The sequence below is a fragment of the Flavobacteriales bacterium genome, from assembly GCA_021739695.1.
GTDB lineage: Bacteria > Bacteroidota > Bacteroidia > UBA10329 > UBA10329 > UBA10329.
On record JAIPBM010000002.1, the window covers coordinates 58,648 to 84,269 of the forward strand.

The following is a 25,622-nucleotide window of genomic DNA, read 5'->3' on the forward strand; positions in this document are numbered from 1 at the left end:
TAATGGTTGCAAAGCGAAATAACTCGCCTTTGCCCGATATATTGTGTAAGCTACGGTCAGTCTTCCGGCCAACCGATAACTGCAAGGTCGATCTGACGCTTTTCCAACGATACATTCATCACTTTCACCATCACGGCATCGCCTAGTTTGTAAGAGTTTCCTGTGGTTGAACCTACAACGCTCATCGTGTCTGGCTCGTAATCGTAAAAATCATCTGGAAGGTCTTTCAAACGGATCATGCCTTCGCACTTATTCTCTTTTATCTCCACAAAAATTCCCCATTCTGTCACACCCGAGATCAGTCCTTCGAACTCTTCGCCAATGTGATTCATCAGGTATTTGGCCTGCATGTATTTGGTAGAAGCGCGCTCAGCATCGGTGGCCTTCTTCTCCATTTCTGAACTATGGATGCAAAGGTCTTCGTAGTCTTGCTTGTAGGCTGATTTTCCACCATCCAAATAGCGTTGCAACAATCGGTGCACCATCACATCAGGGTATCTTCTGATTGGCGAGGTGAAGTGGGTATAATAATCGAAACCAAGTCCGAAATGACCAATGTTATCGGTGCTATATTCGGCCTTAGCCATGCAACGGATGGCCATGGTGCTGAGCATGTTTTCCTCACCTTTTCCTTTGATGTCGGTCAATAATTTATTGAGCGATGCGGTCAAAATCCGTCTCGGACCAAGTTCAACCGTGTATTCGAGTTGCGCAGCTATTGTCACAAGCATTTCCAAGCGCTCCTGCACCGGATTGTCGTGAATTCGGTAGACGAATGTCTTCGCCTGACCAGACTTTGGTTTTCCGATAAACGTTGCCACTTGCTTGTTGGCAAGCAGCATGAATTCTTCAATCAGCTTATTGCTGTCCTTGTATTCCTTCAGATAGAGTTCAATCGGGTTTCCTTCGTCATCCAATCGGAATTTCACTTCTTCCTTCTCGAATGCGATAGCTCCATTTTCAAAGCGCTTGGCGCGAAGATGCTTGGCGAGTTCGTGCATCGTCAGCACTTCGTCCTTCAGTGGGCCTTCGCCTCCTTCAATGATCTTTTGAGCATCATCGTAGGTGAAACGTTGGTCTGAATTGATGATGCAACGACCGAACCATTCGTTGATGACGTTGGCTTTCTCGTCCATTTCAAAAACTGCCGAAAAGACCAGTTTTTCCTCGTTTGGACGAAGCGAACATACCTTATTCGAAAGCTTTTCTGGAAGCATCGGTATTACGCGATCAACCAAATAAACAGAGGTTGCTCTGTGAATCGCCTCGTCATCCAGCACGGTTCCGGGCTGCACATAATGCGATACATCTGCAATGTGGACACCTATTTCCCAGTTGCCATTCGGCAGCTTTTGGATGGAGAGCGCATCATCAAAATCCTTCGCATCATCAGGGTCGATGGTAAAGGTGGTAAACTTGCGGAAGTCTCGCCTTTTGGCAATTTCCTCTTTGCTGATCTTCTCAGGTATCTCCTCGGCTTGTCGTTCCACATTGGCAGGGAAACTCAAAGGGAAATCGAACTCGGCCAAGATGGAATGCATCTCGGTTTCCATCTCGCCTGGTCGACCTAGAACCGTGATCACATGTGCGATCGGGTTCTTGGCACGCTCTGGCCACTCGGTCATCTTCACAATCACCTTGTCGCCATCTTTAGCACGGAGCATTTCTCCCAATGGGATAAAGAAATCGACTGGCATCTTCTGATTATCGGGCACCACAAAAGCCACCTTACTGGTGGTATTGATGGTGAGGGTGCCAACAAATGTCTCTTTGGCGCGCTCCACAATTTCCACAATCTCGCCTTCTACCCTGTTTCCATGGTCGGTAGCGTAGGCATGCACTTTTACAATGTCGCCCGGCAACGCCTGACGCACTTTACGTGGCGAAATGTAGATGTCGCGCTCGTAGCCTTCCACGGTAACGTAAGCCGCTCCAGTGCTGGTCATATCCACCTTACCGATCAGTTTCGGTGGTGGCGCGTGTTTCAATCGATACTGTCCTCGCTCTATTTCGCGTAGCTGACCATCATTCTTCATTCGATTGAGGGTCTGAGCAAGTTCATTCCGCTCTTGCGTATCGGTAATACCAATTCGCTTGGCTATTTGCTTGTAATTGAGTGCCCGGTCGGGACTTTTACGCATGGTTTCCAAGATAGGCTCTTGGAAAACTGATATGGATGGGCCGCGTTTTTTGCCTTTTCCTTTCTTATTCTTTTTCAAATTTTCTATTGTAAACAGAGCATTAATACGCTCTTACATTCTTGCCTTCCATATAATTGATGAAGGCTCTATTCACCACGCGATTTCCGCCTGGTGTTGGGTAGTTGCCAGTGAAGTACCAATCGCCCAAATGGTTCGGACAAGCTGAGTGCAATCCTTCGATGGATTGGAAGATGAGCTTCACCTCTGCATTGATGTTCTTTGGCGAAATGATCTCGGCCGATTTATCTGAAAGCTGTTCGGCAGTAAATGGACGATAGATATCCTTTACCACATTTACGGTCTGTTCCAAGGGCAATTCCATTTGGGCCTTTGCCTTCTCGTACACATCATCCAAAATGTTGGTCTGCATGGTGTCTTTCAGCAACTCAACTGCCGCTTTAAAGACCATGAAATCGCCCAACTTGGCCATGTCAATACCGTAGCAATCCGGGTAACGGATCTGTGGTGCGCTGGAAACGATGATGATCTTCTTTGGCCCTAGACGGTCCACAATCCTGAGGATGGATTGCTGCAGCGTTGTGCCTCGAACGATGGAATCATCAATAAGCACCACATTATCTTCTCCACGTTTTACCGTTCCATACGTGATGTCGTACACATGCGAAACGAGGTCATCGCGGTGCACATCGTCCGTAATGAATGTTCGCAATTTGGCGTCCTTAATAGTGAGCTTCTCCACCCGCGCACGCATCGAGAGGATGTCTTTCACCTGTGCGGCATCCAACGAACGTTTTCCCGAAAGGATCATATCGGTCTTCAGTACGTTGATGTAATCCTCCACGCCCTTCACCATTCCGTAAAAGGAGGTTTCGGCTGTGTTTGGGATGAATGAGAAAACGGTGTTTTTCACATCGTAATCCAACTCTTTCAGAACAGGTGCTACAATCAGTCTTCCAAGCTCTTTCCGTTCCTGATAAATGTCTTTATCGCTGCCACGAGAGAAATAAATGCGTTCGAACGAACAGGCCTTTTTCTCCAAAGGCTCGCGGAATTTCTTCTCTCTAACCGTTCCATCTTTCTTGATGATGAGCGCATAGCCAGGCTGAATCTCCTTCACGTCTTCCCATCGAACATTGAAGGCCGTTTGAATGGCCGGGCGTTCGCTGGCTACAACAATCACCTCATCATCCTGATACCAATGTGCAGGGCGGATTCCTGCTGGATCACGCATCACAAATGCGTCTCCATGACCGATCATTCCGGCAATGGCATATCCACCATCCCACTTTTTGGCCGATTCGAACAGAATGCGTTGCACATCTATGTTCTCTGCAATAAGCGGTGTGGCATCTAGTTTAGAATAACCTTTCTGCTTGTAATCGTAATACAAACGGTCGTTCTCTTCATCGAGGAAATGTCCGATCTTCTCCAAAACCGTAACGGTATCTGCTTTCTCTTTCGGGTGCTGACCAATTTCAACCAACTGCTGAAAGAGCTCATCCACATTGGTCATATTGAAATTGCCCGCTAAGACCAGGTTCCGCGTCATCCAGTTATTCTGACGCAGGAAGGGATGACAATGCTCTATGCTGTTTCCGCCAAAGGTTCCGTACCTCAAGTGGCCCAAGAAAAGCTCTCCCGTAAAAGGAAGATTCTGCTTCAACCATTCGGGATCTTGAATATGGTCTGCGTTTACTTTGAATTCTTCCTCAAACCTTCCGTTGATGTGCGCAAACACATCTTTGATTGGCGTGGACGAATTGGAACGGTGGCGACTGATGTAACGCTTTCCGGGCTCCATATCCAACTTGATATTGGCCAAACCAGCACCATCTTGTCCACGGTTGTGCTGTTTCTCCATCAGGAGATACGATTTGTTCAGCCCATAAAAACTCGTTCCGTATTTGTCCTTGTAGTACTGAAGCGGTTTCAGCAAGCGGACCATTGCAATTCCGCACTCGTGCTTTATAGCGTCACTCATGGTGGGTTCCTAAGATGCAAAGGTAACGAAATGAAGATGGGAATGTTCTTGGTTTTGGATAAACGGAACTGTTTTACCTTTAGTCCGAAATGAAGTGGGAACAACGTTTTATCTGTTTGATTTTTTGTGTGTGGTCGGTGACCACACTAGCCCAAAATGCCAAGCTTGACAGCCTGAAGGCTAACTTGGAGAGTGCCCGTACGGATATTTACAAACTGAATGCCCTGAACGAGCTGTGCCTAAACTATCTTTCAATAAACCCAGACACTTCGGAGCTGTACGCGAAACAAGGAATCCGCTTAGCTAAACAACTAGGTTCAAAAACAGAGTTAACACGGGCTATAAGAAACAAGGCAGATGCCATTGCCCGTCAGGGCAAAGACAGCTTGGCGATAAGGATCTATGAAGAAGCCCTTGCAATAGAACCCTCTTCGAATGACAGCGCGCTTAGAGCGAACATATATGGCCAGATGGGAGGTGCGCACTACCATTTGGCCGACTATGATAAAGCCTTGACCGCATTTTTCAGTGCGCTCGAACTACTGAAGTCTGACTCTTTAAAGCAAACAAGGGCAGAAATTCTCAACAACATTGGTAATGTGTACTATTTCGTAAACATGCCAGAGGCGGTAAAGTATTACGAACAGTCACTGCAGATTCATCAGGAGATGGACAACTTGGAGGGCATCGCATCTCAGCTTGGTAATCTTGGGCTCATCTACATCAATACTAAAGATTACGAAAAGGCAATCAGCTATTCAGAACAGTCTCTCAAATATTACCGGAGCCTCGGTAATGACCGGAGCGTTGCCCGTTCTGCCGTAAATCTGGCCTATGCTTACAAAGAAGTGGGAAAAACAGGCTTGGCTCTCAGATACGCTAAAGAATCGCTAGAGATAGCCACGAGGCTGAATGTGGGACGCGCTATCGCCACATCTACCATCATGCTAGGCAATATCTATTTCAAGTTAGAGGATTATGGCGCTGCGATACAGTACTATGATAACGGGTTGAAAATGGTACGTGAATTAGGCATGCGGTCTTACGAATGGGAAACCATGTTTTTTTTGGCTGAATCATATCGACTTACTGGAGAGAAAGACAAGGCTCTTACTCTTTACCCTGAGGTAATCTCTCTTAAAGACAGTATCAATACGCAAGAATTGCTAGCTCTTACGGCTGAGAAAGACGCAAAATATCAATCGCTTCAGAAAGAAGGACAGATCAAACTTTTAACAGCAGAAGCAGCGGTGGCCGATCTGGAACTTCGTAAAGGAGAAACGTACCTGCTTGCCGCAACCATCATCACATTTCTGTTGGGCATTGTTTCTTTGATCGTCTTCTTCTTTTACCGGGTAAGAACACGGGCTAACGTTGCTTTGGAGAAGAAGAACAACGAGATCTCAAAGCAGAAACAAGAAATCGAGGAAAAGAACCTCCACATCACCGATAGTATTCGCTACGCGGAAAGGCTCCAATCTGCCATTCTTCCGAAGGACGAAATGTTTGCCAAGCATTTCTCAGCACATACCATCTTATACAGACCCAAAGACATCGTTTCGGGCGATTTCTATTGGATGGAAAGCCTCCCCCCAAGCCCCTCCTTTGGAGGGGGAGCAATCTGCTATTTGGCTGTGGCAGATTGCACCGGTCATGGCGTTCCGGGCGCCATGGTGAGCATGGTGGGCTTTCAGGGACTGAACAAGGCGGTGTTGGAAGAGAAGCTTACCTCTCCAGCAGCCATTCTACAACGCCTCAGCGACCACGTGGAGGAAGCCTTTGAGAAAAGCGGTGGAAGTGTAAAAGATGGCATGGACATCTGTTTGGTGGCCATCGATACCAAGAAACGGCAGGTGACCTACGCAGGTGCGCACAACGCCCTTTGGATCCTTAGTTCCAAAGAGGAATTGCCGAACGCCAATCTGCGCGAAGAGGAAAACGGCTACCGTATGTTTGAATTGAAGGCCGACAGGCGTTCCATCGGTGGTTTCATGGATGCGGGTTCGTTTAACGAAACAACGGTTGCACTGAATGAAGGCGACCGCCTGTTCCTTTTCTCCGATGGTTTTGCCGACCAGTTCGGTGGGCCGCAAGGCAAAAAGCTTGGCAGCAAACGCATGCGCGACACGGTTCGCGAAATGGCGCTTTCAGGAAACCTAGTCGCCCTCGGAGCCATCTTCGAAGACTGGAAAGGCACAGAAGAACAGGTAGATGATGTAACCGTTATTTCGGTGGCAATCTAAGCTAACACCTCTTCTTCGAGCAAGGCTTCTACCTGCGTATATGGAAGGTCAAACGCATCTGAAACACCTTTATAAACCACTTCTCCTTTCACCACATTGAGACCTTTTTTCAATTCCTCATTATCGGAGCAGGCTTTCTTCCAACCCTTATCTGCTAATTGCAAAGCATACGGTAACGTTGAATTGGTTAACGCGATGGTTGAAGTGCATGGAACAGCTCCGGGCATGTTGGCCACGCAGTAATGCACCACATCATCCACAATGAAGGCAGGATTCTCGTGAGTTGTCGGAACGCAGGTCTCAACACAGCCCCCTTGATCTACGGCCACATCTACGATAACGGTTCCCGGTCGCATGGTCTTTAACATATCCTTGGTAATCAACTTCGGAGCTTTTGCTCCAGGTATAAGCACAGCACCAACGATCAAATCGTGGGTTTGAACAAGTTTTCGGATGTTGTACTCGCTGCTGAACTCCGTTACCACATGGTGCGGCATGATGTCGTTAATTCGTCTCAGACGAGGCAGACTTACATCCAAAATGGTAACATGCGCACCCAAACCGGCTGCCATCTTAGCAGCTTGAACGCCCACAATTCCTCCGCCAAGTATCAGCACTTTTCCTGGCGCAACTCCCGGAACGCCTCCGAGAAGAACACCACGACCTTTAACTGGTTTTTGCAAATAGCGCGCACCCTCTTGAATGGCCATTCTTCCCGCTACTTCAGACATTGGCACCAATAAGGGCAGCGATCTGTCTGCCTGCTCAACGGTTTCGTATGCCAGACACACGGAGCCACTGGCAATCATGGCGTGGGTCAAAGGTTCGCTGGAAGCAAAGTGGAAATAGGTGAAAATGAGTTGGTCTTCACGACATTTAGCATATTCCTCAGCTATCGGCTCCTTCACCTTCATGATCATTTCGGCCGAGGCCCAAACTTCGTCAGCAGTTGCAACAATCTTAGCTCCTACGGTTCGGTAATCCTCATCAGGAAATCCGCTGCCATCGCCTGCAAAGGTTTCTATCAGGACCTTGTGGCCTCTTCGGATGAATTCATGTGCGCCAGATGGCGTTAGTGCCACGCGGCTCTCATTGTTCTTAATTTCCTTAGGGACCCCTATTATCATGATGTTTGGATTTTATTTTTACAAATATTATCCAAATACCCCCTATTCATCAGGGGTTACATCAATAAAAACATAAAAGTTTTACGGAACAGCTGTTGATAACGGGGGTTGGCAGCTACGAAACCTCTTGCCAGCGTTTGACCTTCACCTGATCCTTGATGATCTCTATACTCTGGTTGATCATCTCTACACTCATCTTGTTCAGTTCTTCGTCTTCTTGCTCAAGCAGCATCATGTCCATGGTCACATCGGCCAGTTCGCTGATGACCTTGGTATTCTCTGGACTGCTGATGTCAAGCATCATTCCTTCTACGACCGAGTACGTAATGCTTGCAACCGCCTTTTCGAGTTTGGTAGTAATGGTGCTACCGACCAAGGGAATGGCTGCAATGTCTTTTACCTCCGAATTGTTTCTGACCGCTTCAGACACTTTCCGATTAACATACGTTCGCAATTGCTCCTGATAGCGTTCGTAATGCTGTTCGCTGGCGGTTGTTATTCTGCTCGAAAGCCATTCTACCAATACCTCCTTCTGAGGCCGGATCACTTCCAAAATGATACGACTTGCAACTGGTGTTCCGTGCTTCAGTTCCTCCTGAACACCTTCTAGCACATTGACAACCACACGGTCCGAAATCTCTTCGACCACCACGGCACTGTAACGCAGGTAAATACGGAACAGGTAAGAATCGCGGAGGTTGATAACGCCCATCTTGTGAAGGCGCAAAACCATGCTGCCCACTCGGAAAATTCGCAGTACACGAAACTGACCAAGCGGAATGCAACCCAATACATCGTACCAATGGATGAATGGATAGAAGAACCATTTATGATGATGATTATGATAAACTGCCAAAAACCAACGGATGGAAAACTCCCCAATGAAAATGGACACAAAGAACATATCGTACCAATAGAAATTCTGGTGCAGATGCTTGTCGTACCAAGCGTGAAACGAAGGTGCTTGTTCCAGTAAAAAAGCATTCACAAAGTTGATGGTGAAGTTCCATTCGACCAGAATGTAAAACAGGTTGAGGACCACCAGATTGACCATGAAAAGGTCCACCAGAAAGAGGGCGGTGCCCCGTTCGTCCTTGAATTTTGACCAGTTTATTTTGAGCATGCGGCAAAAGTACCGCGCAAATGACCTTCGACAGTTTTTATGGTTTTTCTATACACTACTTTTCTTACTGATTGACCCCAACCCTTTTTCCGAAAAGCATCTTTCTCATCAGAATGACTCCCAACGCATCCGATCCCAAACCGCGTGATATGATGATCTGGCCCTTGACGGTGATGAATCTGGTGCTTAAAAGAGTCAATCCGCCAAACAGACGTGATTCTGCTGCCGCAGATGACGCATGGAAAACATATAGAATCCGGATTCTTGAAATACTCAACCAACGCGGGGTAGAATATATAGAAACCACCGATCATCAGATCATTGCAGTGGCAGGAAAACCGATGCCCGACAAAAGCAACGTGCAAGGTTTGGTGCTGGCTGCCTTAGAAATTCGTGATTGGCTTGATCGGATGAACAAATTGAACAGTGAAAACCAATATGATTTCAACATAGGAATATACACCGAAAGGGTGGTGGCGGGCATCATTGCCGCGGTTAGAATGCCCTATGATCTGTATTCACACGCCCTCAACGAGGCAGCAAGGATCTGCCAATGTTCCAAGCACGGAACGGTAACCGTATCAGAATACACCCATGCCTGTTTATCGACTGCATTTGAGTGCCATCATTCTGGCGGCTTGGTGCCTTTAGAGCGAATTCACAAACCTATCAGACGACTTCTTCGCGAAGCGAGCAGAAATACGCGAGCTGACGATGCTTGTCCTATAAACCTCTACGAAGTGCGCTCGGTAAAACATCCAAAGCATTGACTAAAGATCAATGTTCCAAATGGTTCCAACCCTGCGCCCTTAGTGGAATGATCTGGTCGTGCGAAACCATGTTGTAACCATCGCCCTTATCGGTAATGTGACCAATGACACGAATGGCCGGATTGTCCTTGATCCGTTGGTAATCTTTCAGATCAACCGTAAAAAGCAGTTCATAATCTTCACCTCCATTTAGCACACATGTAGTGGTGTCGAGATTCAATTCTTCGGCTGCAATGGCGGTTGTATGATCAACAGGAAGTTTCTCAATGTAAATGCGACAACCGACTCCACTTTGAGTACAGATATGCATCAGGTCTGAACTCAATCCGTCTGAAATATCGATCATAGAGGTTGGAACAACTTTTTCGAGTTCGAGAATGTCGATGATATCGGCCCGTGGTTCGGGTTTCAACTGACGTTCCAGCACATAATCGTGACCTGTAAGGTCTGGTTGTATCTCTGGGTTTTCCTTGAAAATTGCTTTCTCTCGTTCAAGCAATTGCAGGCCGAGATAAGCCGCGCCCAAATCGCCCGAAACGCAGATAAGATCGGTTTCTTTTGCTCCGTTCCTGTAGGCAATGACCTCTTCCGTGGCTTCGCCAATGGCTGTAATGCTGAGCGTTAGTCCGGATAGCGAAGTGGTGGTATCTCCACCCACGAGGTCGACATTGTATTTATCGCAGGCGAGAAGGATTCCCGTGTAGAGTTCATCAACCGCCTCTAAGGGAAAACGGCTGGAAAGACCGATGGAAACGGTGATCTGCGTTGGTTTTCCGTTCATGGCGTAGATGTCGGAAAGGTTGACGGCCACGGCTTTGTAGCCCAAATGTTTGAGCGGCACATAGCTCAGGTCGAAATGGATTCCTTCCAAGAGAAGGTCGGTGGAAATGAGTGTTTTTACTTTTCCCGTTCCGAGCACGGCAGCATCATCGCCAATTCCTTTGACGGTGCTTTTCTGTGTGAGTTCTACACTTTGCGCAATGCGATCAATAAGGCCGAATTCGCCCAGATCGCTTAGTTCTGTTCTGTCTTTGTCTTCAAGCATGGCGCGAAGGTCGTAAATGGAACGCTATATTAATGGAACACGGATGACGCGGATTGAACGGTTCTGAACTGATAGGAATATTAGAACAAAAAAGGGGCGTATTTCCATACGCCCCTACTTGGTGTTCTATCAATATTGGGCGAAGCCCAGTGAGAATCAAACCTTACCCAATTTCTTGCGCTCGTGCTCTTTCAGGAATGTCTTTCTGAGACGGATGGATTGTGGCGTTACTTCCACGTACTCATCTGCCTGAATGTATTCCAAAGCCTCTTCGAGTGAGAATTTGATAGCTGGTGCCATTCTGATCTTCTCGTCTGCACCTGAAGAGCGCATGTTGCTCATCTTCTTGGTTTTGGTCAGATTCACGATCATATCGCCAGCACGGGTGTTTTCTCCAACCACTTGTCCTTCGTAGATCGCAGTTCCTGCTTCGACAAAGAATTTACCTCTGTCTTGCAAGTTGCTCAGCGTGTAAGGAATGGCTTCGCCTGGTTCCATAGATATAAGCGAACCGTTCTGACGACCAGGAATTACTCCTTTATAAGGTTGGTATTCCTTGAAACGGTGGCTCATGATGGCTTCACCCGCAGTTGCTGTAAGAAGTTGATTTCTCAACCCGATGATTCCCCTAGATGGAATGGTGAATTCGAGCAACATACGGTCGCCTTTCGGTCCCATGTTCACGATCTCACCTTTTCGGTTGGTCACCATTTCCACGGCTTTTCCGTGTACTTCTTCTGGAATATCGATGGTCAGGTCCTCAACTGGTTCGCACTTCACACCATCAATTTCTTTGATGATAACCTGTGGTTGACCAATTTGAAGCTCATAGCCTTCTCTCCTCATCGTTTCAATCAATACGGAAAGGTGTAGAACACCGCGTCCGTAAACTTGGAAACTATCAGCCAAGTTGGTGGTTTCCATTCTCAAAGCGAGGTTTTTCTCAAGCTCTTTTTCCAAACGCTCACGTACGTGACGTGAGGTAACGAACTTTCCTTCTTTTCCGAAGAATGGCGAATCGTTGATGGTGAAAAGCATGCTCATAGTAGGCTCATCGATGCTGATAGGCGCCATTGCTTCTGGAAACTCTGCATCACAAATGGTGTCACCAATTTCAAACCCTTCAAGTCCGACCAACGCGCAGATTTCGCCTGCTTCAACCTCTTCCACTTTCACTTTACCCATTCCTTGAAACAAGTAAAGCTCTTTCAGTTTTCCTTTGGTGATGGTGCCATCGCGCTTGATCATAGCAATCTGCTGACCTGCTTTCAATGTTCCTCTGTACAATCTTCCAATAGCAATACGACCAGTGTATGGCGAGTGGTCCATAGAAGTGATCTGCATCTGCGCAGGACCTTCAGCAATTTTAGGTGCTGGAATGTGCTCAATAACTTGCTCCATCAAATAATCGATGTTGCCGGTTGGTTCAAATGGCTCTGGACCCATCCAACCTTGCTTTGCCGAACCGAAAACGGTTGGGAAATCAAGCTGATCTTCCGTTGCTCCAAGGTTGAACATGAGATCGAACACTGCTTCCTGAGCGATGTCTGGCGTACAGTTTGGTTTATCAACCTTATTAACTACCACAATAGGCTTCAATCCCAATTCGATTGCCTTTTGCAATACGAAACGAGTCTGAGGCATCGGTCCTTCAAAGGCATCAACCAACAGCAATACACCATCAGCCATGTTCAAAACACGCTCAACTTCACCCCCAAAGTCGCTGTGACCTGGAGTATCGATGATGTTGATCTTGGTGTCTTTCCACATTACCGCAACGTTCTTGGCGAGGATGGTAATGCCGCGCTCGCGCTCCAGATCGTTGCTATCCATTACAAGCTCTCCCATCACCTCGTGGTCTTTGAAAACCTTGGCAGCGGATAGAATTCTATCAACCAACGAAGTTTTTCCGTGGTCAACGTGGGCAATAATGGCAATATTCCTTAATGATGTCATGTCCTTGAAAATCAGCGCGCAAAAGTACGGTTAAGTTTGTGGCGAAAATCACTTGTTCGAATTATGAAAAATCCGTCTCCATTAATCCGCTATTCGTTCATCGCGGCCATCGGCTTTTTGTTTGTTGGGGCGCTATTTACAATGGTAAAATGGCCTGCAGCCGAACTATTTGCCATTCTCGGTGGCGCATCTACAGTCGCACTTTACGTTCTTTTCAACAGGGCAGCAGCAGTTAAAAGAACGTCCGCCTATCCGCGACATGCGGCATTTTTAGCGCTTGTAACAGCTATTGTGCTCAAATCTTTCGGCCTGTCGATCGGGTCTTATTTCATGTTTATTGCGCTGGTTGCAGTACTTGTATGGTTTGTGTGGTCCGTTTTAGAAGAACTTCCTCCTTCAGAAGACTGAGATTATCTCCATCTTTGCGCCATGAGCCAAGGCAAACTCATCATTTTCTCTGCCCCAAGTGGATCGGGCAAAACAACGCTCGTTCATTTTCTGCTTTCAAAACCCGAATTGAAACTGGCATTTTCTGTCTCAGCAGCCAGTAGATCAAAGCGGGCCAACGAAGAAGATGGAAAAGACTACTACTTCCTTACACCTGATGAGTTCCGTGCTCGGATTGCGAAAGGCGATTTCTTTGAATGGGAAGAAGTGTACGAAAACCAATACTATGGAACCCTGCGTTCGGAAATTGACCGCATTCATTCCCAAGGGAAAACGGTGATCTTTGATGTGGACGTAGTTGGTGGATTGAATTTGAAAAAACAATTCGGCAATAATGCCTTGGCCATTTTTGTACAGCCTCCATCGGTTAAAGAGTTGGAAAACCGATTGAAACGCAGATTGACTGAAAGTGATGAAAGTTTAGCCAAGCGCGTGGCCAAAGCGGAAGAGGAATTGACCTTTGCCGATCGCTTTGATGTGGTTGTTGTGAATGACGACCTGGAAATCGCTAAAAAAGACGCATACAAGCTGGTTGCTGATTTCATCCAATGAAAAAGGTCGGCCTGTTCTTCGGTTCGTTCAATCCGATTCATGTCGGACATATGATCATTGCCGACCATGTTGCCATCAATACCGAACTAAAGGAGATATGGTTTGTGGTATCGCCACATAATCCGCTCAAGCAAAAAAAAAGTCTGTTAGACGGGCATCATCGCTTATCGCTTGTGCGGCTTGCAACTGAAAATGATCCGCGGTTCAAAGTATCTGATATTGAATTTCACCTTGAGCAACCTTCGTACACTTCAGTCACACTCGCATATTTAAAGGAGAAATACCCGAATGTTGAGTTCACATTGATAATGGGCGGAGATAATCTGGCCTCATTTTCAAGATGGAAGAATTACGAATCCATTCTTGAAAATTATCCCATTGTGCTTTATTCGCGTCCTGATTTTGACGCAACGGAAATGCTTGATAGAGGCAGAATAACGGTGCTAGATGCTCCACAAATGAATATTTCATCCAGTTCCATTCGCGAACAGATAAGTGCAGGCCACAGCGTAAAGTATCTGATGCCCGCTGAAGCTTGGGAATATTTAGATGAAATGAACTTCTATAAATAAGTGATATAGTATTACATTTAAGTTCAACTTATGCAAGAGGCTAGTACGATCATACATTGGGGAGTTCCTATCATTTCCATCGCCATCCTTTTGGTTGCGTGGTGGCTCTTGAACGGCCGTTTGAAGAGACAACGTCTGAATGACGAACTGGAACTGGGAAAGATGGAAGCCGAGCGTCTGAAACAGCTCGACCTTGTCAAATCCGACTTCTTCTCTAACGTAACGCACGAGTTCCGCACACCTCTCACGCTTATCCTTGGTCATTTGGAGCAGGTTATTCCTACCATTGGCGATGAACAGGCCAAGAAAGAGTTGATCGTAGTTAAGCGAAACGCCAAACTCCTGGAGAAACTCATCAACCAACTTCTTGACATTGCGAAGATCGAAGCGGATAAAATGGACCTCGATCTACGAAGAGGCAATATTGTTCCATTTGTAAATGAAATCCAGAAATCCTTCGTTTCTCTTTCGCTGAGAAAAAAGGTTGCGCTCAAGTTCAAAGCCAACGATGAGGTAATTAATATGGATTTCGACCCAGACAAGATCGAGCTCATATTCTTCAATCTACTCTCCAACGCATTCAAGTTCACGGATAATGGCGAGGTGAGTTTGCAAGTTGGATTGGCGGAAAAGAATGGAGCCGAATATTGCAAGTTGGTCGTTCAAGACACAGGTATCGGAATTGTGGAGGATCAGATTCCTATGGTTTTTGATCGCTTCTATCAGTCCGAAAATTCGAGATGGAGAAAGAATAAAGGAACAGGAATCGGCTTAGCACTGGTTAAAGATCTGGTTGACCTTCACAAAGGCACGATTGAACTGAAAAGCATCTCAGGAGTCGGAACAGAAATCACCATTCTGCTTCCATTGCACCAAGATTCTGTGAAGTCCAAATCCGACATGGAAATTCCAGCATTGGAAGCCATTGATCCTGATCTGGAAGTTTCGGAGGTATTTGAACCGAACAATCAGACGCTTAGCGAAGAAGAAATAAATGCTCAGAACATTGTTCTTGTGATTGAGGATAATGACGATATCCGAAATTTCCTGCGACTTACTTTGGAACCGAGTTATCGGGTTTTTGAAGCTGTTGACGGAGAAACAGGAATTGAAAAAGCCATCGAGATCATTCCAGATATGATTGTCTGTGACGTGATGATGCCAGGTAAAGATGGTTTTGAAGTGACCAAGATTCTGAAGAAGCAGGAGAAGACCAGCCACGTTCCCATCATTCTTCTCACCGCAAAAGCAGGACTCGAAAACCGCATTACCGGACTCGAAACGGGCGCAGACGCTTACGTTCCAAAGCCGTTCAGTTCGGAAGAGTTGCATGCGCGCATCAAGAATCTGATAGACGGAAGAAAGAAGCTGAAGGAGAAATATTCGCGGTCGATGCTGGTGAAACCAGAAGTGGCACACGAACCTTCTATGGAAGAGAAATTCCTAATGCGTGTAAAAGGCGTGGTTGACAAGCATTTGGATGATGAAAACTTCAGCGTAGAAGAATTGAGTAAGGAAGTCGGAATGAGTCGTGCTCAACTCCACAGAAAACTCATTGCGTTAACAGGAAAAAGCGCCAGCAGGTTTGTGCGCAACTACCGTTTGGAGCATGCATACCAATTACTGGAAAATAAAGTTGGCACAGTTTCTGAAATCGCATACCGCGTAGGCTATAGCAGCCCAGCATATTTCACGAAGTGTTTTACCGAAGATTTCGGCATCTCTCCAAGTCAGGTCAAGAAGGAGATCTGACCCGTTATACTTATGTCTCATTTTGATTTTGCAACAGATCCGCTGTGGCGTTGCAACATAATTGAACAGAAATCGGGCGAACGACCTGTTCATAACACATGTTGCTACAAGATGTGAAACACCTTTCGTAGTTCTCGGCACCAGCGAACAAGCCGTTCGCTCGCTTCTTGCTGACATTTGAGTCAGTCAATCACTAAAAGAAGACGGCCATGAAAAATCAAGCAAAAAACAACGGGCAACGCTCCATTTTGATGAGCGCGGGACGCGATACCTTCTCGCGCGTACTACTAATAGTTGCTATCATATTATACTCTACTGCGCTTGTGCTTCTGGCCAATTTAGCAATTGCAGGCGAGAGCAAAGACCTCTCTGGCGCACTCATTAAAGTGAACAACCGTTTGAACGGAGAAGCATTCGCCAATACGAATGCAACGGTTCGGTCGGTACACGGAAACGTTCTTGCCATAGATATGCGTCAGACTGATCTTTCAAAACTGAATTCCGTTGAAGGCATTTGCGCCAGTCAGCTAGATAGAATGGGAAGCGGTCTGTCAACCCTCGACACGAGGGTGGTAAAGAGCAAGTATTCTGGCGCCCACGTGGTTGTTGGGGTGCTTGATAATTCCGGTGTCATTTCAGCGTCCGATATGACCAATCTGATGAAAATGGAAACTGCTGCAAACATCGGTTTCATCTCTTACCTATCGGATGACCCTACTTCTACCGTTATCATGCGCAATCTGAAAGGAGGAGAAAGCAACCTTGTGGAGGCATTGGCATACATGCAGGAATATGCTAAAACCGTAAATAAGCCGCTGGTAATAGAAATGGTATTGAGCGGAAAAGAGCTTGAAAACCCACTTTTTGTTCAGGTATGTCAGAAAATTGCTGAGGCAGGAGTCCAATTTTTAGGCGCTCCTGGAGTGAACATAAGCTATTCGAGTGCTCAGGCGCCAATCCAATTGGCATTCAGCATGTTCAACACCAAAACAGGAATGATCACGGACCAATCCGACTTTTGGGCAATCGGTGAAGTGAAAATGCAAGAGATCATGCTTTTAGGTTCTGACGACAGAACGTGTGAGATCTTTTTCCTCACGGAATCCAATTTCGATAAGATCTACATGTCCAATTCGTCTGATGATGTGGTGATGGTAACCACGCTTAGTGCTGATGGAGAAGTGAACTATTACCATGTAACCAACAAGGAAACTGCCTTGATTCCAAGACCGTTGCTGAACGGAACCCCTGTTTTGGAAGATGGATTGACAGGCATCTACCCATACTTCTCCAAAAAGGCACTGTTCAACGATGGCGTGGCCAAAAACCAGTTTGTGGCGTTGAACAGGATAAATCGAAAAATCGCGCTCCATCCAGATAGCGGAATGGCTTTGTCTATTGGTTCACCTTCGGCTCGCACACTGGCAATGTCCTTGAGCAACCTTGCAGGTTCAATGAAAATTGAGATCCGAGATGCGAATGGAGAAACGGTTTACAAAAACCGTCCAGATGCTGAAACACAAAGCATTCAAACAAAAATCGACCTCTCGGAAGGGGCTGAAGGGCTGTATTTTCTTGACTTGACTTCCCCCGAATTTCACCAGAGCTTCGCCCTGCTGATGGATTGATATAAGAAGCCCCGATGAAAACATTGGGGCTTTTTTTGCTTCATTTTTTTACGGTAGAAAAGCTCAGGCAATAGTTGTTTCAAGTTCAACTGACTTCCAATCTGGTCACTATTCTGAGTTTTGCTGAAATGAACTTCTTGAAATGTCAGTGCCTTTGAAGAATTTTTGCGCGTCTGTAAGTGTCAAATAATTAACAGTATCTTTGCGGCTTCAATAATTATTTAATTACAAAATGAAAAAAGGTACAGTAAAGTTTTTCAATGATTCTAAAGGTTTTGGTTTCATTATCGATGATGAGTCAAAGACGGAATACTTCGTTCACGTTTCAGGTCTAATTGACGAGATTCGTGAAGACGATAACGTTGAATTCGAATTGAAAGAAGGTAGAAAAGGACTTAACGCAGTAAACGTTAAGGTTCTATAATATTTTTGATCTGTAGAAAACAGAAAGGCTCGCCAAATGGCGAGCCTTTTTTATTTAAAGTGGTTTGTTTTAACCCGTGTTTCAGTAAAAAGACACGACTATTTCAACTCATTCAAACTCCAATCATACTCGTAGAACGAATATTTCGGATTGAGTTTTATTTTCTTCAACAGAAATCGCTGAATAAACGGAATGACCTGATCTGAACCACCAAAATCGGGTGCGTACCATTCAAATATCTGCGATACCTGTGCATTCGGCCCTTGCAATCGAATGAAGGCCGGGTCGTTGATAACGGTCCTTGTCTGCTGCTCCAACTCATCATCCAACTTTTTAGATGTATAAGCAAATGAAGCCAATTTTGGACAACCAACTGCTGCACAAACCAGCACGAAATGTAAGCGTGGGTCGGGAAATTGTTTGGCAAGTGTTTCCTTTTCCAAGTCATTCAGTGTGATTTTCTTTCCGCGCAACGTGAAGGTTTGCTTATCAAAGAACCCATCGATTTTAAGCGGCCCTTCTACGGGATGATGATCAACAATTCCTTTGATAACGAACAGATTGTATGTGTTGATCAGAAATGCTTTCTCCTCATCTCCCTGATGTTCTTGGGCCGTTGCAATTTGCTTGAGTAGCGCATTCAATTCGGCAGGATTGGCCTTGATTTCCTTGTAATCCACCAAACCCTTTTCCACATTCTTTTTCAAAAAAGCGTCAGCATCCGTAAAGAAGTTCTGCGCCTGAATAGAAAATGAAAATAGAAGAAGGAAAATAGGAATGAGTGATTTCATACGATTTGAATGGCGAAGATCATGCCAGATCACCAAGGGTTCTTAAGGTCCTCGGCTGTGTAACGATGTTGTTTCAAGATGAAATTGGAATCTCGCGGAGCTTTTAGTTGCAACGGGTCACTTTTCCCAATGCGCGAAAGGAATGCAATGGGTGTAAGCACAAGATAATAGACCACGAAAAGGATAATGGCCGCATTGATCTTTCCCATCGTTTCGCCAAACCAAAGCCATGCACGATCAATCAATAGTGCAGCCTTTTCGCTAAATGCAGAAAGAATAAGCACGCTGAAAGCAATGATCAGAAATACCTTTCCGTGGAAAAGCAGATGAAGCGCGCAGAAACCCGCTACGAGTACAAGAATGTTCTTATACGTTTTCTGCATCAGAAAAGTGTGTAAACAAAAGGCGCAACGGCTGTTCCTCCACCCATCACAATTAGGATTCCGAGAAGTAGCAGTACCAGTACAATTGGCGTGAGCCACCATTTTTTGCGTTCCATCAGAAATTTGAAGAGGTCAGAAAATGCTTCCATGGTACAAGTTTGTAGCGAAGTTAATTATCCTTTTTCAGCGCAATGAACGGACCGATAGCCAATACGTCCATTTCGGTATTCAAAAAGCCATTGATGGCGTCTTCTGGCGAACAGACGATCGGTTCGTTATTCACGTTGAAACTCGTGTTGATGGTAATTCCGTGACCCGTTTTCTCTTTCATTTTGGAAAGCAGTTGATGCATCAACGGATTCGTGTCCTTACTCACTGTTTGAATTCGGCCCGACATGTCGACATGTGCTACAGAAGCGAATTCAGAGCGCACCAGATCAAGCTTTTCCTTCCAGGACAGCGCGCTGTAGTTGGCAGGCAGTTCGTTGTGCCATTCATCTTTCCATTTATGAACCTGTAGCATGTATGGCGATGGCAGTTCCACATCGAAATAACGTTGCAGGTCTTCTTCCAAAAGAATAGGCGCAAATGGTCGGAAACTCTCTCGGTACTTGATCTTGAGGTTCACCTTCTTCTGCATTTCCGGACTTCGGGCATCTGCTAGAATGCTTCGGCATCCCAAAGCCCGCGGCCCGAATTCCATCCTTCCTTGGAACCAACCAATGACATTACCTGAAACGATCAGTTCACTTACTTTTTCAGTTAGGTCGTTTTCAGCAGCAGTTTTCGAGAATTTGATGCCTTTCGAATTCAGTGCCAATTCAATTTCAGCATCGGAGTATTCCGTTCCGAGCAACGAGCCCGACATGGAATCCGGGCGCATCGCGGTTCGTTCCTTTCCTTCAAAAATGTGGTAAGCCGCCAAGGCAGCACCAATGGCACCACCAGCATCTCCAGCCGCGGGCTGAATGTAAACCTCGTCAAATAGACCAAGATCAATCAGCTTTCCGTTGGCCACACTATTCAAGGCTACTCCGCCAGCGAGGCAAATATTACGGCAACCTGTTTTCTCCTTGGCAGTCTTCGCCATCTTGACAAAAATGTCTTCGGTTACCTGTTGAATGGCCAGTGCCATATCGCAGTGCTCACTCAACATTTCATCATTCGCTTCACGTTTTTTCAGTCCGAAAAGTTTTTGCCATTTCTCGTCCTTCACCATGCGAAGACCCGTGGCGTAGTTGAAATAGTGCTGATCAAGCCAAATGGAGCCGTCATCATAAACAGTTACCAAATAGTCAGTAATGAGTTTTCGATACTTTGCGGTTCGTTCCCCTTCAGGATTTCCGTAAGGCGCCAATCCCATCAGCTTGTACTCGCCTTTGTTGACTTCAAACCCCAAATAATAGGTGAAAGCAGAATACAGCAAACCCACGGAATGTGGGAAATTCATGGTAGCGAACATCTCGATGTCTTTTCCCGAACCCTTGCCAATGCTGGCCGTACTCCATTCACCAACTCCATCAATGGTCAGAATAGCAGCATCTTCAAATGGCGAAGGATAAAACGCGGAAGCCGCATGCGAAAGATGATGGTCCGGAAAACGGATCGGAATCTTCTTGGCCTCTTTCGAGTCAGAAATCTCTTTCAACCCATTTCTGATCTCGTGCTTATGAAACAGCTTTTCGCGAAGCCAAACTGGAACGGCTTTGTGGAATGAGATAAATCCGCTTGGCGCGAAGGCATAATAGGTTTCCAGCAAGCGCTCGAATTTGAGTAACGGTTTGTCGTAGAAGGCAATCGAATCCACGTCTTCCAACTTGATGTTGGCGAATTCTAAACAGAAACGAACGGAATTGACAGGAAACGAAGCGTCCTGCTTCTTACGCGTAAAACGCTCTTCTTGTGCTGCGGCAATGATCTTGCCGTCAACAATCAGCGCAGCTGCAGAATCATGGTAAAAGGCGGATATGCCAAGGATGGTCATTTGGTTGGTGATGGAATGAGGAACTCGGTGAAGTTATCAGGAGTAATGACATCAAATGTGCTTTCGTATGCCTTGGCAAAAGCGGACGGGATTTTAACTTTAGACCGCTGCTTCCATTTGAATTCATACGCTTTCATGTTTCCATCAACTTCTTCAATAAGGTCGATTTCCTGTTGTTGGGTAGTTCGCCAGAAATAACTTTTGGCGTACGTTCTGTGGTAGTTATTGCGCTTCAATCGCTCGCTCATCAGGAAGTTTTCCCACAGTATTCCTTTATCCTGTCTCAACGAAATGGGGTTGAGATTATTGATGATGGCATTGCGAATTCCATTATCGTAGAAATAGATCTTTTGATTTTTCTTAATCTCGTTCCGCACATTTCGGCTGAGTGCCGGAAGTCTGAAAACGATGAAAACCTTTTCGAGCAGGTCGATATAAGCAGAAACCGTGTTCTTGTCGACACCCAACAGTTGACCGACTTCTGTCAGATTGACTTCACTTCCACATTGGAGTGCAAGGGCAACGACCAGCTTTTCAAGAATTTCGGGCTTTTTTATTCCAGAAAGAGCAAGAATATCCTTGTAGAGGTAAGACGAGGCTAGGTCTTTTAGCACACCGCGCTCATTTCCTATCCGATTGAGCACATCAGGATACATTCCGAATACCAGACGGTTTTCAAGTTGTTGTTGTACGGTCAGGAAATCTGTGTGTTTCTGCCATTCTTCCCAACTTATAGGTAGCAGTTGAAACTCCCATTTTCGTCCCGTAAGCGATTCGTTGATGGTGTCGCCCATTTCCAGAGCCGATGAGCCGCTGACCAACAGCTGAACTTGAGGAAAGCGGTCGATCATCATTTTAAGCGTAATGCCCGCATTACCGATCCGTTGTGCCTCATCCACAAACACAATTCGATGGTCGCCAATGAGTTGATTGAGTCGTTCATAGCTGGGATCAGTCAAGGTCTGTCGCGTGGTTGCATCGTCCCCATCCAAGTACAGATATTCTCCAAATGTTGAAGCCAGCTTGCGAAGTAGCGTGGTTTTTCCAGTCTGCCGAGGCCCGATGATCACAATCGCTTTCTTGTCAAAAAAGTGATCCTGAAGTGTTTTGAAAATGCTTCTTTCAATCATTTAGCCGTATTCAATTCACCAAAAATATACATAATCGGTGAATTCATTCACTGTAAACGTGAATAATTGGTGAATACAGTCGCCAAATACTATGCAATATTGGTGAACAGGGTGTTCAGCTGTTCTCCCATTTCATGGTACGTTCCACCGCTTTTTGCCAGCCTTTGTAAAGCTTTTTGCTTTCTGCCGAAGACATGCCTGATTTGAACGTTCTATCGATGGCCCAGTTCTTCGAAATCTGGTCTTTTTTATAAAACCCGACTGCGATTCCAGCCAAGTAGGCTGCGCCCAAAGCGGTGGTTTCAATCACTTTTGGCCGCTGAACATCAGTTTGAAGAATATCCGATTGAAACTGCATGAGCAGATCATTAGCACAGGCGCCACCATCCACTCGAAGGGCATTCAAGGTAATTTTCGAATCCTTTTGCATCGCATCCAGCACATCTTTGGTCTGATAAGCCAACGATTCGAGCGTAGCGCGAATGATGTGCTGCTTGGTTGTTCCGCGTGTCAAACCAAACATGGCGCCACGAGCGTACATATCCCAGTATGGAGCGCCCAATCCAGCAAAGGCAGGAACGACATAAACGCCATCGGTGTCTTTGACTTTCATGGCGAAATACTCCGAATCTGGAGATTCATCAATCATCTTCAGCCCATCGCGAAGCCACTGAATGGCCGCTCCAGCGATGAACACACTTCCTTCTAAGGCATATTCTACTTTTCCGTCCAAGCCCCAAGCGATCGTTGTGAGCAATCCTTGTTTGGATTTTACTGGAGTTTCGCCTGTATTCATCAGCATGAAACAACCCGTTCCGTAGGTGTTCTTTGCCATTCCTGGCTCAAAACAGGCTTGTCCGAAAAGAGCGGCTTGCTGATCGCCAGCAATCCCTGCAATAGCGATTTCTCCACCGAAAAGCGATTTTTCCGTTTTTCCGTAAACCGAACTGCTGTCCTTCACTTCGGGCAGAACAGATTCAGGAACATCAATCGCTTTCAGCAATTTCTTGTCCCATTTCAGTTCGTTGATGTTGTAAATCAGCGTTCGCGAAGCGTTGGAATAATCAGTCACGTGGGTTTTGCCTCCAGTAAGATTCCAGATCAGCCACGAATCGACTGTTCCGAAGGCCAATTCGCCAGCTTCGGCACGTCTTCTTGCGCCTTTCACATTGTCCAAAATCCATTTCACTTTGGTTCCCGAGAAATAGGCATCGACCACCAAACCGGTTCGGTTTCGAATCTCTTTTTCATAACCATCAGCCTTCAGTTTATCACAGATGGAGGCAGTTCTTCTGTCTTGCCAAACAATGGCATTGTAGATCGGTTTCCCCGTTTTTCTGTCCCAAACCACGGTAGTTTCGCGTTGATTGGTGATGCCGATTGCGGCTACGTCTTTGGCTGAAACGCCATTGTCTTTTAGAACGGCCTGTGCAACTTCCAACTGGCTGCTCCAAATTTCCATCGGGTCGTGTTCCACCCATCCGGCTTTCGGGAAGAATTGAGTGAATTCCTTTTGAGATGATGCGAAGATTGCTCCGTTCTTATCGAACAGAATTGCTCTGGAGCTTGTGGTGCCTTGATCGAGCGCTAAGACATATTTTGCCATGGGTTTTAATTCAAAGTTTAAGGTTGAAAGCTCAAAGTAATTTGACTTTGAGATATACTGGTTGATGATCTGAGAATTTGAAATCGAGATTGATGACCTTCACTTCTTCAACTGAAATGTTCGGGCTGCACAGATAGAAATCGATGACCTGCGTTTCGGTTTCGCCTTTCACATATGCGGCTTTCAGGTCGCGGTTGGTTGGAAATGACGTATCGAAAGCCCAATTCCAACCTTCAATAAAGTCATTCGGCACTTGACGGTCGCCCGTTCCTGGAGCGTGCTGATTCCAATCTCCGCCCACAATGATGTAGTTTCCTTTTTCTTCTTCAGCCACTAGGAACTCCTTCAAGAAATCCATCTCCGCTTTCTTCAACGAACCATCATCATAAGCAGAATTGTGCGTGTTGATGATGACCACTTCAGCATTGTTGTATGGCATTCGCTGAACCATGAAACATCGATCTAAAAAGTAAATTCTATTTGGCCAAGAATAGCTGGAAGGAAATTGATGACGAGTGGAACTTGTGACCGTAAACCGATTGTAGGTAGCCAAACCGCCCATCACTTTTCCCATTGGTTCTAAGAACGGAATCGGCACAAAATTGACGTTGTAGTTCAAACAGAATGAAGCGTTGTGATCGGGCAGAATTTGAGCAATGTCCGTGTACTCATTCAGGCGCCAGCTTCGTTTAGAAAGCGTGTCTACTTCCTGTAGCATGATAATGTCGACCTCATCGTAATACTTGAGCGTGTTCATCACTCCATTCAAATTCTTTTGAACTGTGCTCTCGTCCATTCGAACGGTGGTTCCTCCATCGTAAAAGAAATCGCTCTCTTCGCCTAATCCGCAGTAACCTACGTTCCAATCGAGCAGCGTAAGAATACTGTCTGGCCGCTGTGCATTAACTGCCTCAATTTGCACCACTTCTTCTTTTGGTGGTTGAAAATCGGTAAGGGTTCCATAAATAAGATTGCCTCCTACCCAAATAACTGGGATGAGAATAATCGGTACTATGAACTTCAGGGCTTTTTTCATGGTCTATGCGTTCGACCAAAGATAGAAGAATCAACCGCGATGGTTTACCCTATATTTGGACACAAATCGGACACAATGCAGCACAACGAATACACTTGGAAATCAAAAACAGGCATCACCGTTTTTGGACAATCGTGGTTGGTGGATCAACCCAAAGCGGTTGTTGGAATCATTCACGGTATGGGCGAGCATGCTTCGCGATACAACTATTTGATCGATGCATTGAATGCTGCAGGAATTTCGGTTGTTGCTTACGATCAGATCGGACATGGAAAAACGGGTGGAAAACGCGGACACGTTTCGAGTTATGATATGCTTTTAGGTTGCGTTGGGGAACTTTCGGCCAAAATGGTGGAATTGGTTCCTGCAAAACCGACTTTTCTGTTCGGTCATAGCATGGGCGGAAACGTGCTGCTCAATTACCTGATCAAAAGAAACCCGAAGATAAATGGCGCCATTGTTTCGGCTCCGTGGTTGAAATTGGCCTTTGATCCACCGGCCATTCAAGTAAAGTTGGCCAAGTTGGTAAGTGGCATTCTGCCTGGTTTGGTTCAGTCAAGCAAATTGGATGTGACAGCCATATCGAAAGACCCGAAAGAAGTGCAGCGTTATGTGAATGATCCCTTAGTACACGACAAGATCAGCACCGCTTTTTTTATTGGCGTTCACGACCAAGGATTGTGGGCTTTGGAACACGCAGCCGAATTGAAAACACCCCTTTTACTGTATCACGGAACAGCAGATAAATTGACCTCGCACGATGCTTCGAAACTGTTTTCAGAACAAGTAACCGGTGATGTTACATTCAAGTCGCTGGATGGTTTTTACCACGAATCTCACAACGAACCAGAACGTGAAGAGCTTTTCAAAATGATCCTTGATTGGATCACTGCTCATTCAAAATAGTCGA

The 25,622-nt window shown here is 45.9% G+C and carries 22 protein-coding genes; 9 read left to right on the top strand and 13 right to left on the bottom strand.

Annotation, left to right across the window (positions count from 1 at the left end):
* Positions 1-56: 56 nt before the first annotated feature.
* Positions 57-2,219, bottom strand: a complete 2,163-nt coding sequence (gene rnr, locus K9J17_01530) for a ribonuclease R (GenBank protein ID MCF8275387.1) — start codon at positions 2,217-2,219, stop codon at positions 57-59.
* Between the two features lie 22 nt (positions 2,220-2,241).
* On the bottom strand, positions 2,242-4,143 hold the full coding sequence (locus tag K9J17_01535) for an amidophosphoribosyltransferase (GenBank protein MCF8275388.1): 1,902 nt from the start codon (positions 4,141-4,143) through the stop codon (positions 2,242-2,244).
* A 137-nt stretch (positions 4,144-4,280) separates the two neighbouring features.
* Here K9J17_01535 and K9J17_01540 point away from each other — a divergent pair, with 137 nt between their 5' ends.
* Positions 4,281-6,386: a tetratricopeptide repeat protein gene (locus K9J17_01540; protein MCF8275389.1), complete on the top strand. Its 2,106-nt coding sequence runs from the start codon at positions 4,281-4,283 to the stop codon at positions 6,384-6,386.
* Here the strand turns inward: K9J17_01540 and ald are convergent.
* Together ald and K9J17_01550 are read right to left on the bottom strand one after the other, a co-directional pair.
* Positions 6,383-7,513 carry an alanine dehydrogenase gene (gene ald / locus K9J17_01545; protein MCF8275390.1) on the bottom strand — a complete coding sequence of 377 codons (1,131 nt, stop codon included), beginning with the start codon at positions 7,511-7,513 and terminating at the stop codon, positions 6,383-6,385. The genes K9J17_01540 and ald overlap by 4 nt on opposite strands.
* A 115-nt stretch (positions 7,514-7,628) precedes the next feature.
* On the bottom strand, positions 7,629-8,636 hold the full coding sequence (locus K9J17_01550; protein MCF8275391.1) for a hypothetical protein: 1,008 nt from the start codon (positions 8,634-8,636) through the stop codon (positions 7,629-7,631).
* 149 nt (positions 8,637-8,785) lie between these two features.
* Here K9J17_01550 and K9J17_01555 point away from each other — a divergent pair, with 149 nt between their 5' ends.
* Positions 8,786-9,406, top strand: a complete 621-nt coding sequence (locus tag K9J17_01555; GenBank protein ID MCF8275392.1) for an adenylate/guanylate cyclase domain-containing protein — start codon at positions 8,786-8,788, stop codon at positions 9,404-9,406.
* 7 nt (positions 9,407-9,413) lie between these two features.
* Here the strand turns inward: K9J17_01555 and thiL are convergent, their stop codons facing one another.
* Both thiL and typA read right to left on the bottom strand, forming a co-directional pair.
* Positions 9,414-10,451 carry a thiamine-phosphate kinase gene (thiL, locus tag K9J17_01560; protein ID MCF8275393.1) on the bottom strand — a complete coding sequence of 346 codons (1,038 nt, stop codon included), beginning with the start codon at positions 10,449-10,451 and terminating at the stop codon, positions 9,414-9,416.
* A 156-nt stretch (positions 10,452-10,607) separates the two neighbouring features.
* Positions 10,608-12,407, bottom strand: a complete 1,800-nt coding sequence (gene typA, locus K9J17_01565; GenBank protein ID MCF8275394.1) for a translational GTPase TypA — start codon at positions 12,405-12,407, stop codon at positions 10,608-10,610.
* 63 nt (positions 12,408-12,470) lie between these two features.
* On the opposite strand from typA, the gene K9J17_01570 reads away from it, so the two are divergent.
* The 6 genes from K9J17_01570 (at position 12,471) to K9J17_01595 (ending at position 17,782) form a co-directional block, all read left to right on the top strand.
* Positions 12,471-12,815 carry a hypothetical protein gene (locus K9J17_01570; GenBank protein ID MCF8275395.1) on the top strand — a complete coding sequence of 115 codons (345 nt, stop codon included), beginning with the start codon at positions 12,471-12,473 and terminating at the stop codon, positions 12,813-12,815.
* Positions 12,816-12,836: 21 nt separating this feature from the next.
* Positions 12,837-13,406 carry a guanylate kinase gene (gene gmk / locus K9J17_01575; protein ID MCF8275396.1) on the top strand — a complete coding sequence of 190 codons (570 nt, stop codon included), beginning with the start codon at positions 12,837-12,839 and terminating at the stop codon, positions 13,404-13,406.
* On the top strand, positions 13,403-13,978 hold the full coding sequence (locus K9J17_01580) for a nicotinate-nucleotide adenylyltransferase (GenBank protein MCF8275397.1): 576 nt from the start codon (positions 13,403-13,405) through the stop codon (positions 13,976-13,978). The genes gmk and K9J17_01580 overlap by 4 nt, the downstream gene beginning before the upstream one ends.
* Before the next feature lie 30 nt (positions 13,979-14,008).
* Positions 14,009-15,730, top strand: coding sequence for a response regulator (locus K9J17_01585; protein MCF8275398.1), 1,722 nt, complete (start codon positions 14,009-14,011; stop codon positions 15,728-15,730).
* Between the two features lie 209 nt (positions 15,731-15,939).
* Positions 15,940-17,358, top strand: a complete 1,419-nt coding sequence (locus tag K9J17_01590) for a hypothetical protein (protein ID MCF8275399.1) — start codon at positions 15,940-15,942, stop codon at positions 17,356-17,358.
* A gap of 232 nt (positions 17,359-17,590) precedes the next feature.
* A complete protein-coding gene (locus tag K9J17_01595; protein ID MCF8275400.1) occupies positions 17,591-17,782 on the top strand; it encodes a cold shock domain-containing protein in 192 nt (63 codons plus the stop codon).
* Positions 17,783-17,880: 98 nt separating this feature from the next.
* Here K9J17_01595 and K9J17_01600 read toward each other — a convergent pair whose 3' ends face one another.
* The 7 genes from K9J17_01600 to K9J17_01630 all read right to left on the bottom strand — a co-directional run bounded on the left by K9J17_01600 (position 17,881) and on the right by K9J17_01630 (position 24,712).
* Positions 17,881-18,573, bottom strand: coding sequence for a DUF547 domain-containing protein (locus K9J17_01600; protein MCF8275401.1), 693 nt, complete (start codon positions 18,571-18,573; stop codon positions 17,881-17,883).
* A gap of 29 nt (positions 18,574-18,602) precedes the next feature.
* Positions 18,603-18,956, bottom strand: a complete 354-nt coding sequence (locus tag K9J17_01605; protein MCF8275402.1) for a hypothetical protein — start codon at positions 18,954-18,956, stop codon at positions 18,603-18,605.
* Positions 18,956-19,105: a DUF5989 family protein gene (locus K9J17_01610; GenBank protein ID MCF8275403.1), complete on the bottom strand. Its 150-nt coding sequence runs from the start codon at positions 19,103-19,105 to the stop codon at positions 18,956-18,958. Before K9J17_01610 ends, K9J17_01605 begins: the two co-directional genes overlap by 1 nt.
* 20 nt (positions 19,106-19,125) lie before the next feature.
* Positions 19,126-20,940 (bottom strand): carbamoyltransferase, encoded by a 1,815-nt coding sequence (locus tag K9J17_01615; GenBank protein MCF8275404.1) that lies wholly within the window; start codon positions 20,938-20,940, stop codon positions 19,126-19,128.
* On the bottom strand, positions 20,937-22,070 hold the full coding sequence (locus K9J17_01620; protein MCF8275405.1) for an ATP-binding protein: 1,134 nt from the start codon (positions 22,068-22,070) through the stop codon (positions 20,937-20,939). The genes K9J17_01615 and K9J17_01620 overlap by 4 nt, the downstream gene beginning before the upstream one ends.
* A 115-nt stretch (positions 22,071-22,185) precedes the next feature.
* The gene (gene glpK / locus K9J17_01625; protein MCF8275406.1) at positions 22,186-23,676 is read right to left on the bottom strand and encodes a glycerol kinase GlpK; all 1,491 of its coding nucleotides are present in this window, start codon (positions 23,674-23,676) and stop codon (positions 22,186-22,188) included.
* Positions 23,677-23,707: 31 nt separating this feature from the next.
* Complete coding sequence (locus K9J17_01630) at positions 23,708-24,712, bottom strand: endonuclease/exonuclease/phosphatase family protein (protein MCF8275407.1); 1,005 nt, start codon at positions 24,710-24,712, stop codon at positions 23,708-23,710.
* Between the two features lie 75 nt (positions 24,713-24,787).
* Between K9J17_01630 and K9J17_01635 the strand changes: the two genes are divergently transcribed.
* Entirely contained in the window at positions 24,788-25,618 is an 831-nt protein-coding gene (locus K9J17_01635) for a lysophospholipase (protein ID MCF8275408.1), read from the top strand.
* The last annotated feature ends 4 nt before the right edge of the window (positions 25,619-25,622 follow it).

What these genes read in the sequence shown, in the direction of transcription:
- K9J17_01595 (MCF8275400.1), top strand. Translation starts at nt 17,591, where the DNA reads ATGAAAAAAGGTACAGTAAAGTTTTTCAATGATTCTAAAGGTTTTGGT.
- K9J17_01605 (MCF8275402.1), bottom strand. Translation starts at nt 18,956, where the DNA reads ATGCAGAAAACGTATAAGAACATTCTTGTACTCGTAGCGGGTTTCTGC.
- glpK (MCF8275406.1), bottom strand. Translation starts at nt 23,676, where the DNA reads ATGGCAAAATATGTCTTAGCGCTCGATCAAGGCACCACAAGCTCCAGA.
- K9J17_01600 (MCF8275401.1), bottom strand. Translation starts at nt 18,573, where the DNA reads ATGAAATCACTCATTCCTATTTTCCTTCTTCTATTTTCATTTTCTATT.
- typA (MCF8275394.1), bottom strand. Translation starts at nt 12,407, where the DNA reads ATGACATCATTAAGGAATATTGCCATTATTGCCCACGTTGACCACGGA.
- K9J17_01610 (MCF8275403.1), bottom strand. Translation starts at nt 19,105, where the DNA reads ATGGAAGCATTTTCTGACCTCTTCAAATTTCTGATGGAACGCAAAAAA.
- K9J17_01620 (MCF8275405.1), bottom strand. Translation starts at nt 22,070, where the DNA reads ATGATTGAAAGAAGCATTTTCAAAACACTTCAGGATCACTTTTTTGAC.
- gmk (MCF8275396.1), top strand. Translation starts at nt 12,837, where the DNA reads ATGAGCCAAGGCAAACTCATCATTTTCTCTGCCCCAAGTGGATCGGGC.
- K9J17_01550 (MCF8275391.1), bottom strand. Translation starts at nt 8,636, where the DNA reads ATGCTCAAAATAAACTGGTCAAAATTCAAGGACGAACGGGGCACCGCC.
- K9J17_01615 (MCF8275404.1), bottom strand. Translation starts at nt 20,940, where the DNA reads ATGACCATCCTTGGCATATCCGCCTTTTACCATGATTCTGCAGCTGCG.
- K9J17_01580 (MCF8275397.1), top strand. Translation starts at nt 13,403, where the DNA reads ATGAAAAAGGTCGGCCTGTTCTTCGGTTCGTTCAATCCGATTCATGTC.
- thiL (MCF8275393.1), bottom strand. Translation starts at nt 10,451, where the DNA reads ATGCTTGAAGACAAAGACAGAACAGAACTAAGCGATCTGGGCGAATTC.
- ald (MCF8275390.1), bottom strand. Translation starts at nt 7,513, where the DNA reads ATGATAATAGGGGTCCCTAAGGAAATTAAGAACAATGAGAGCCGCGTG.
- K9J17_01585 (MCF8275398.1), top strand. Translation starts at nt 14,009, where the DNA reads ATGCAAGAGGCTAGTACGATCATACATTGGGGAGTTCCTATCATTTCC.
- K9J17_01555 (MCF8275392.1), top strand. Translation starts at nt 8,786, where the DNA reads ATGATGATCTGGCCCTTGACGGTGATGAATCTGGTGCTTAAAAGAGTC.
- K9J17_01535 (MCF8275388.1), bottom strand. Translation starts at nt 4,143, where the DNA reads ATGAGTGACGCTATAAAGCACGAGTGCGGAATTGCAATGGTCCGCTTG.
- K9J17_01570 (MCF8275395.1), top strand. Translation starts at nt 12,471, where the DNA reads ATGAAAAATCCGTCTCCATTAATCCGCTATTCGTTCATCGCGGCCATC.
- K9J17_01630 (MCF8275407.1), bottom strand. Translation starts at nt 24,712, where the DNA reads ATGAAAAAAGCCCTGAAGTTCATAGTACCGATTATTCTCATCCCAGTT.
- K9J17_01635 (MCF8275408.1), top strand. Translation starts at nt 24,788, where the DNA reads ATGCAGCACAACGAATACACTTGGAAATCAAAAACAGGCATCACCGTT.
- K9J17_01590 (MCF8275399.1), top strand. Translation starts at nt 15,940, where the DNA reads ATGAAAAATCAAGCAAAAAACAACGGGCAACGCTCCATTTTGATGAGC.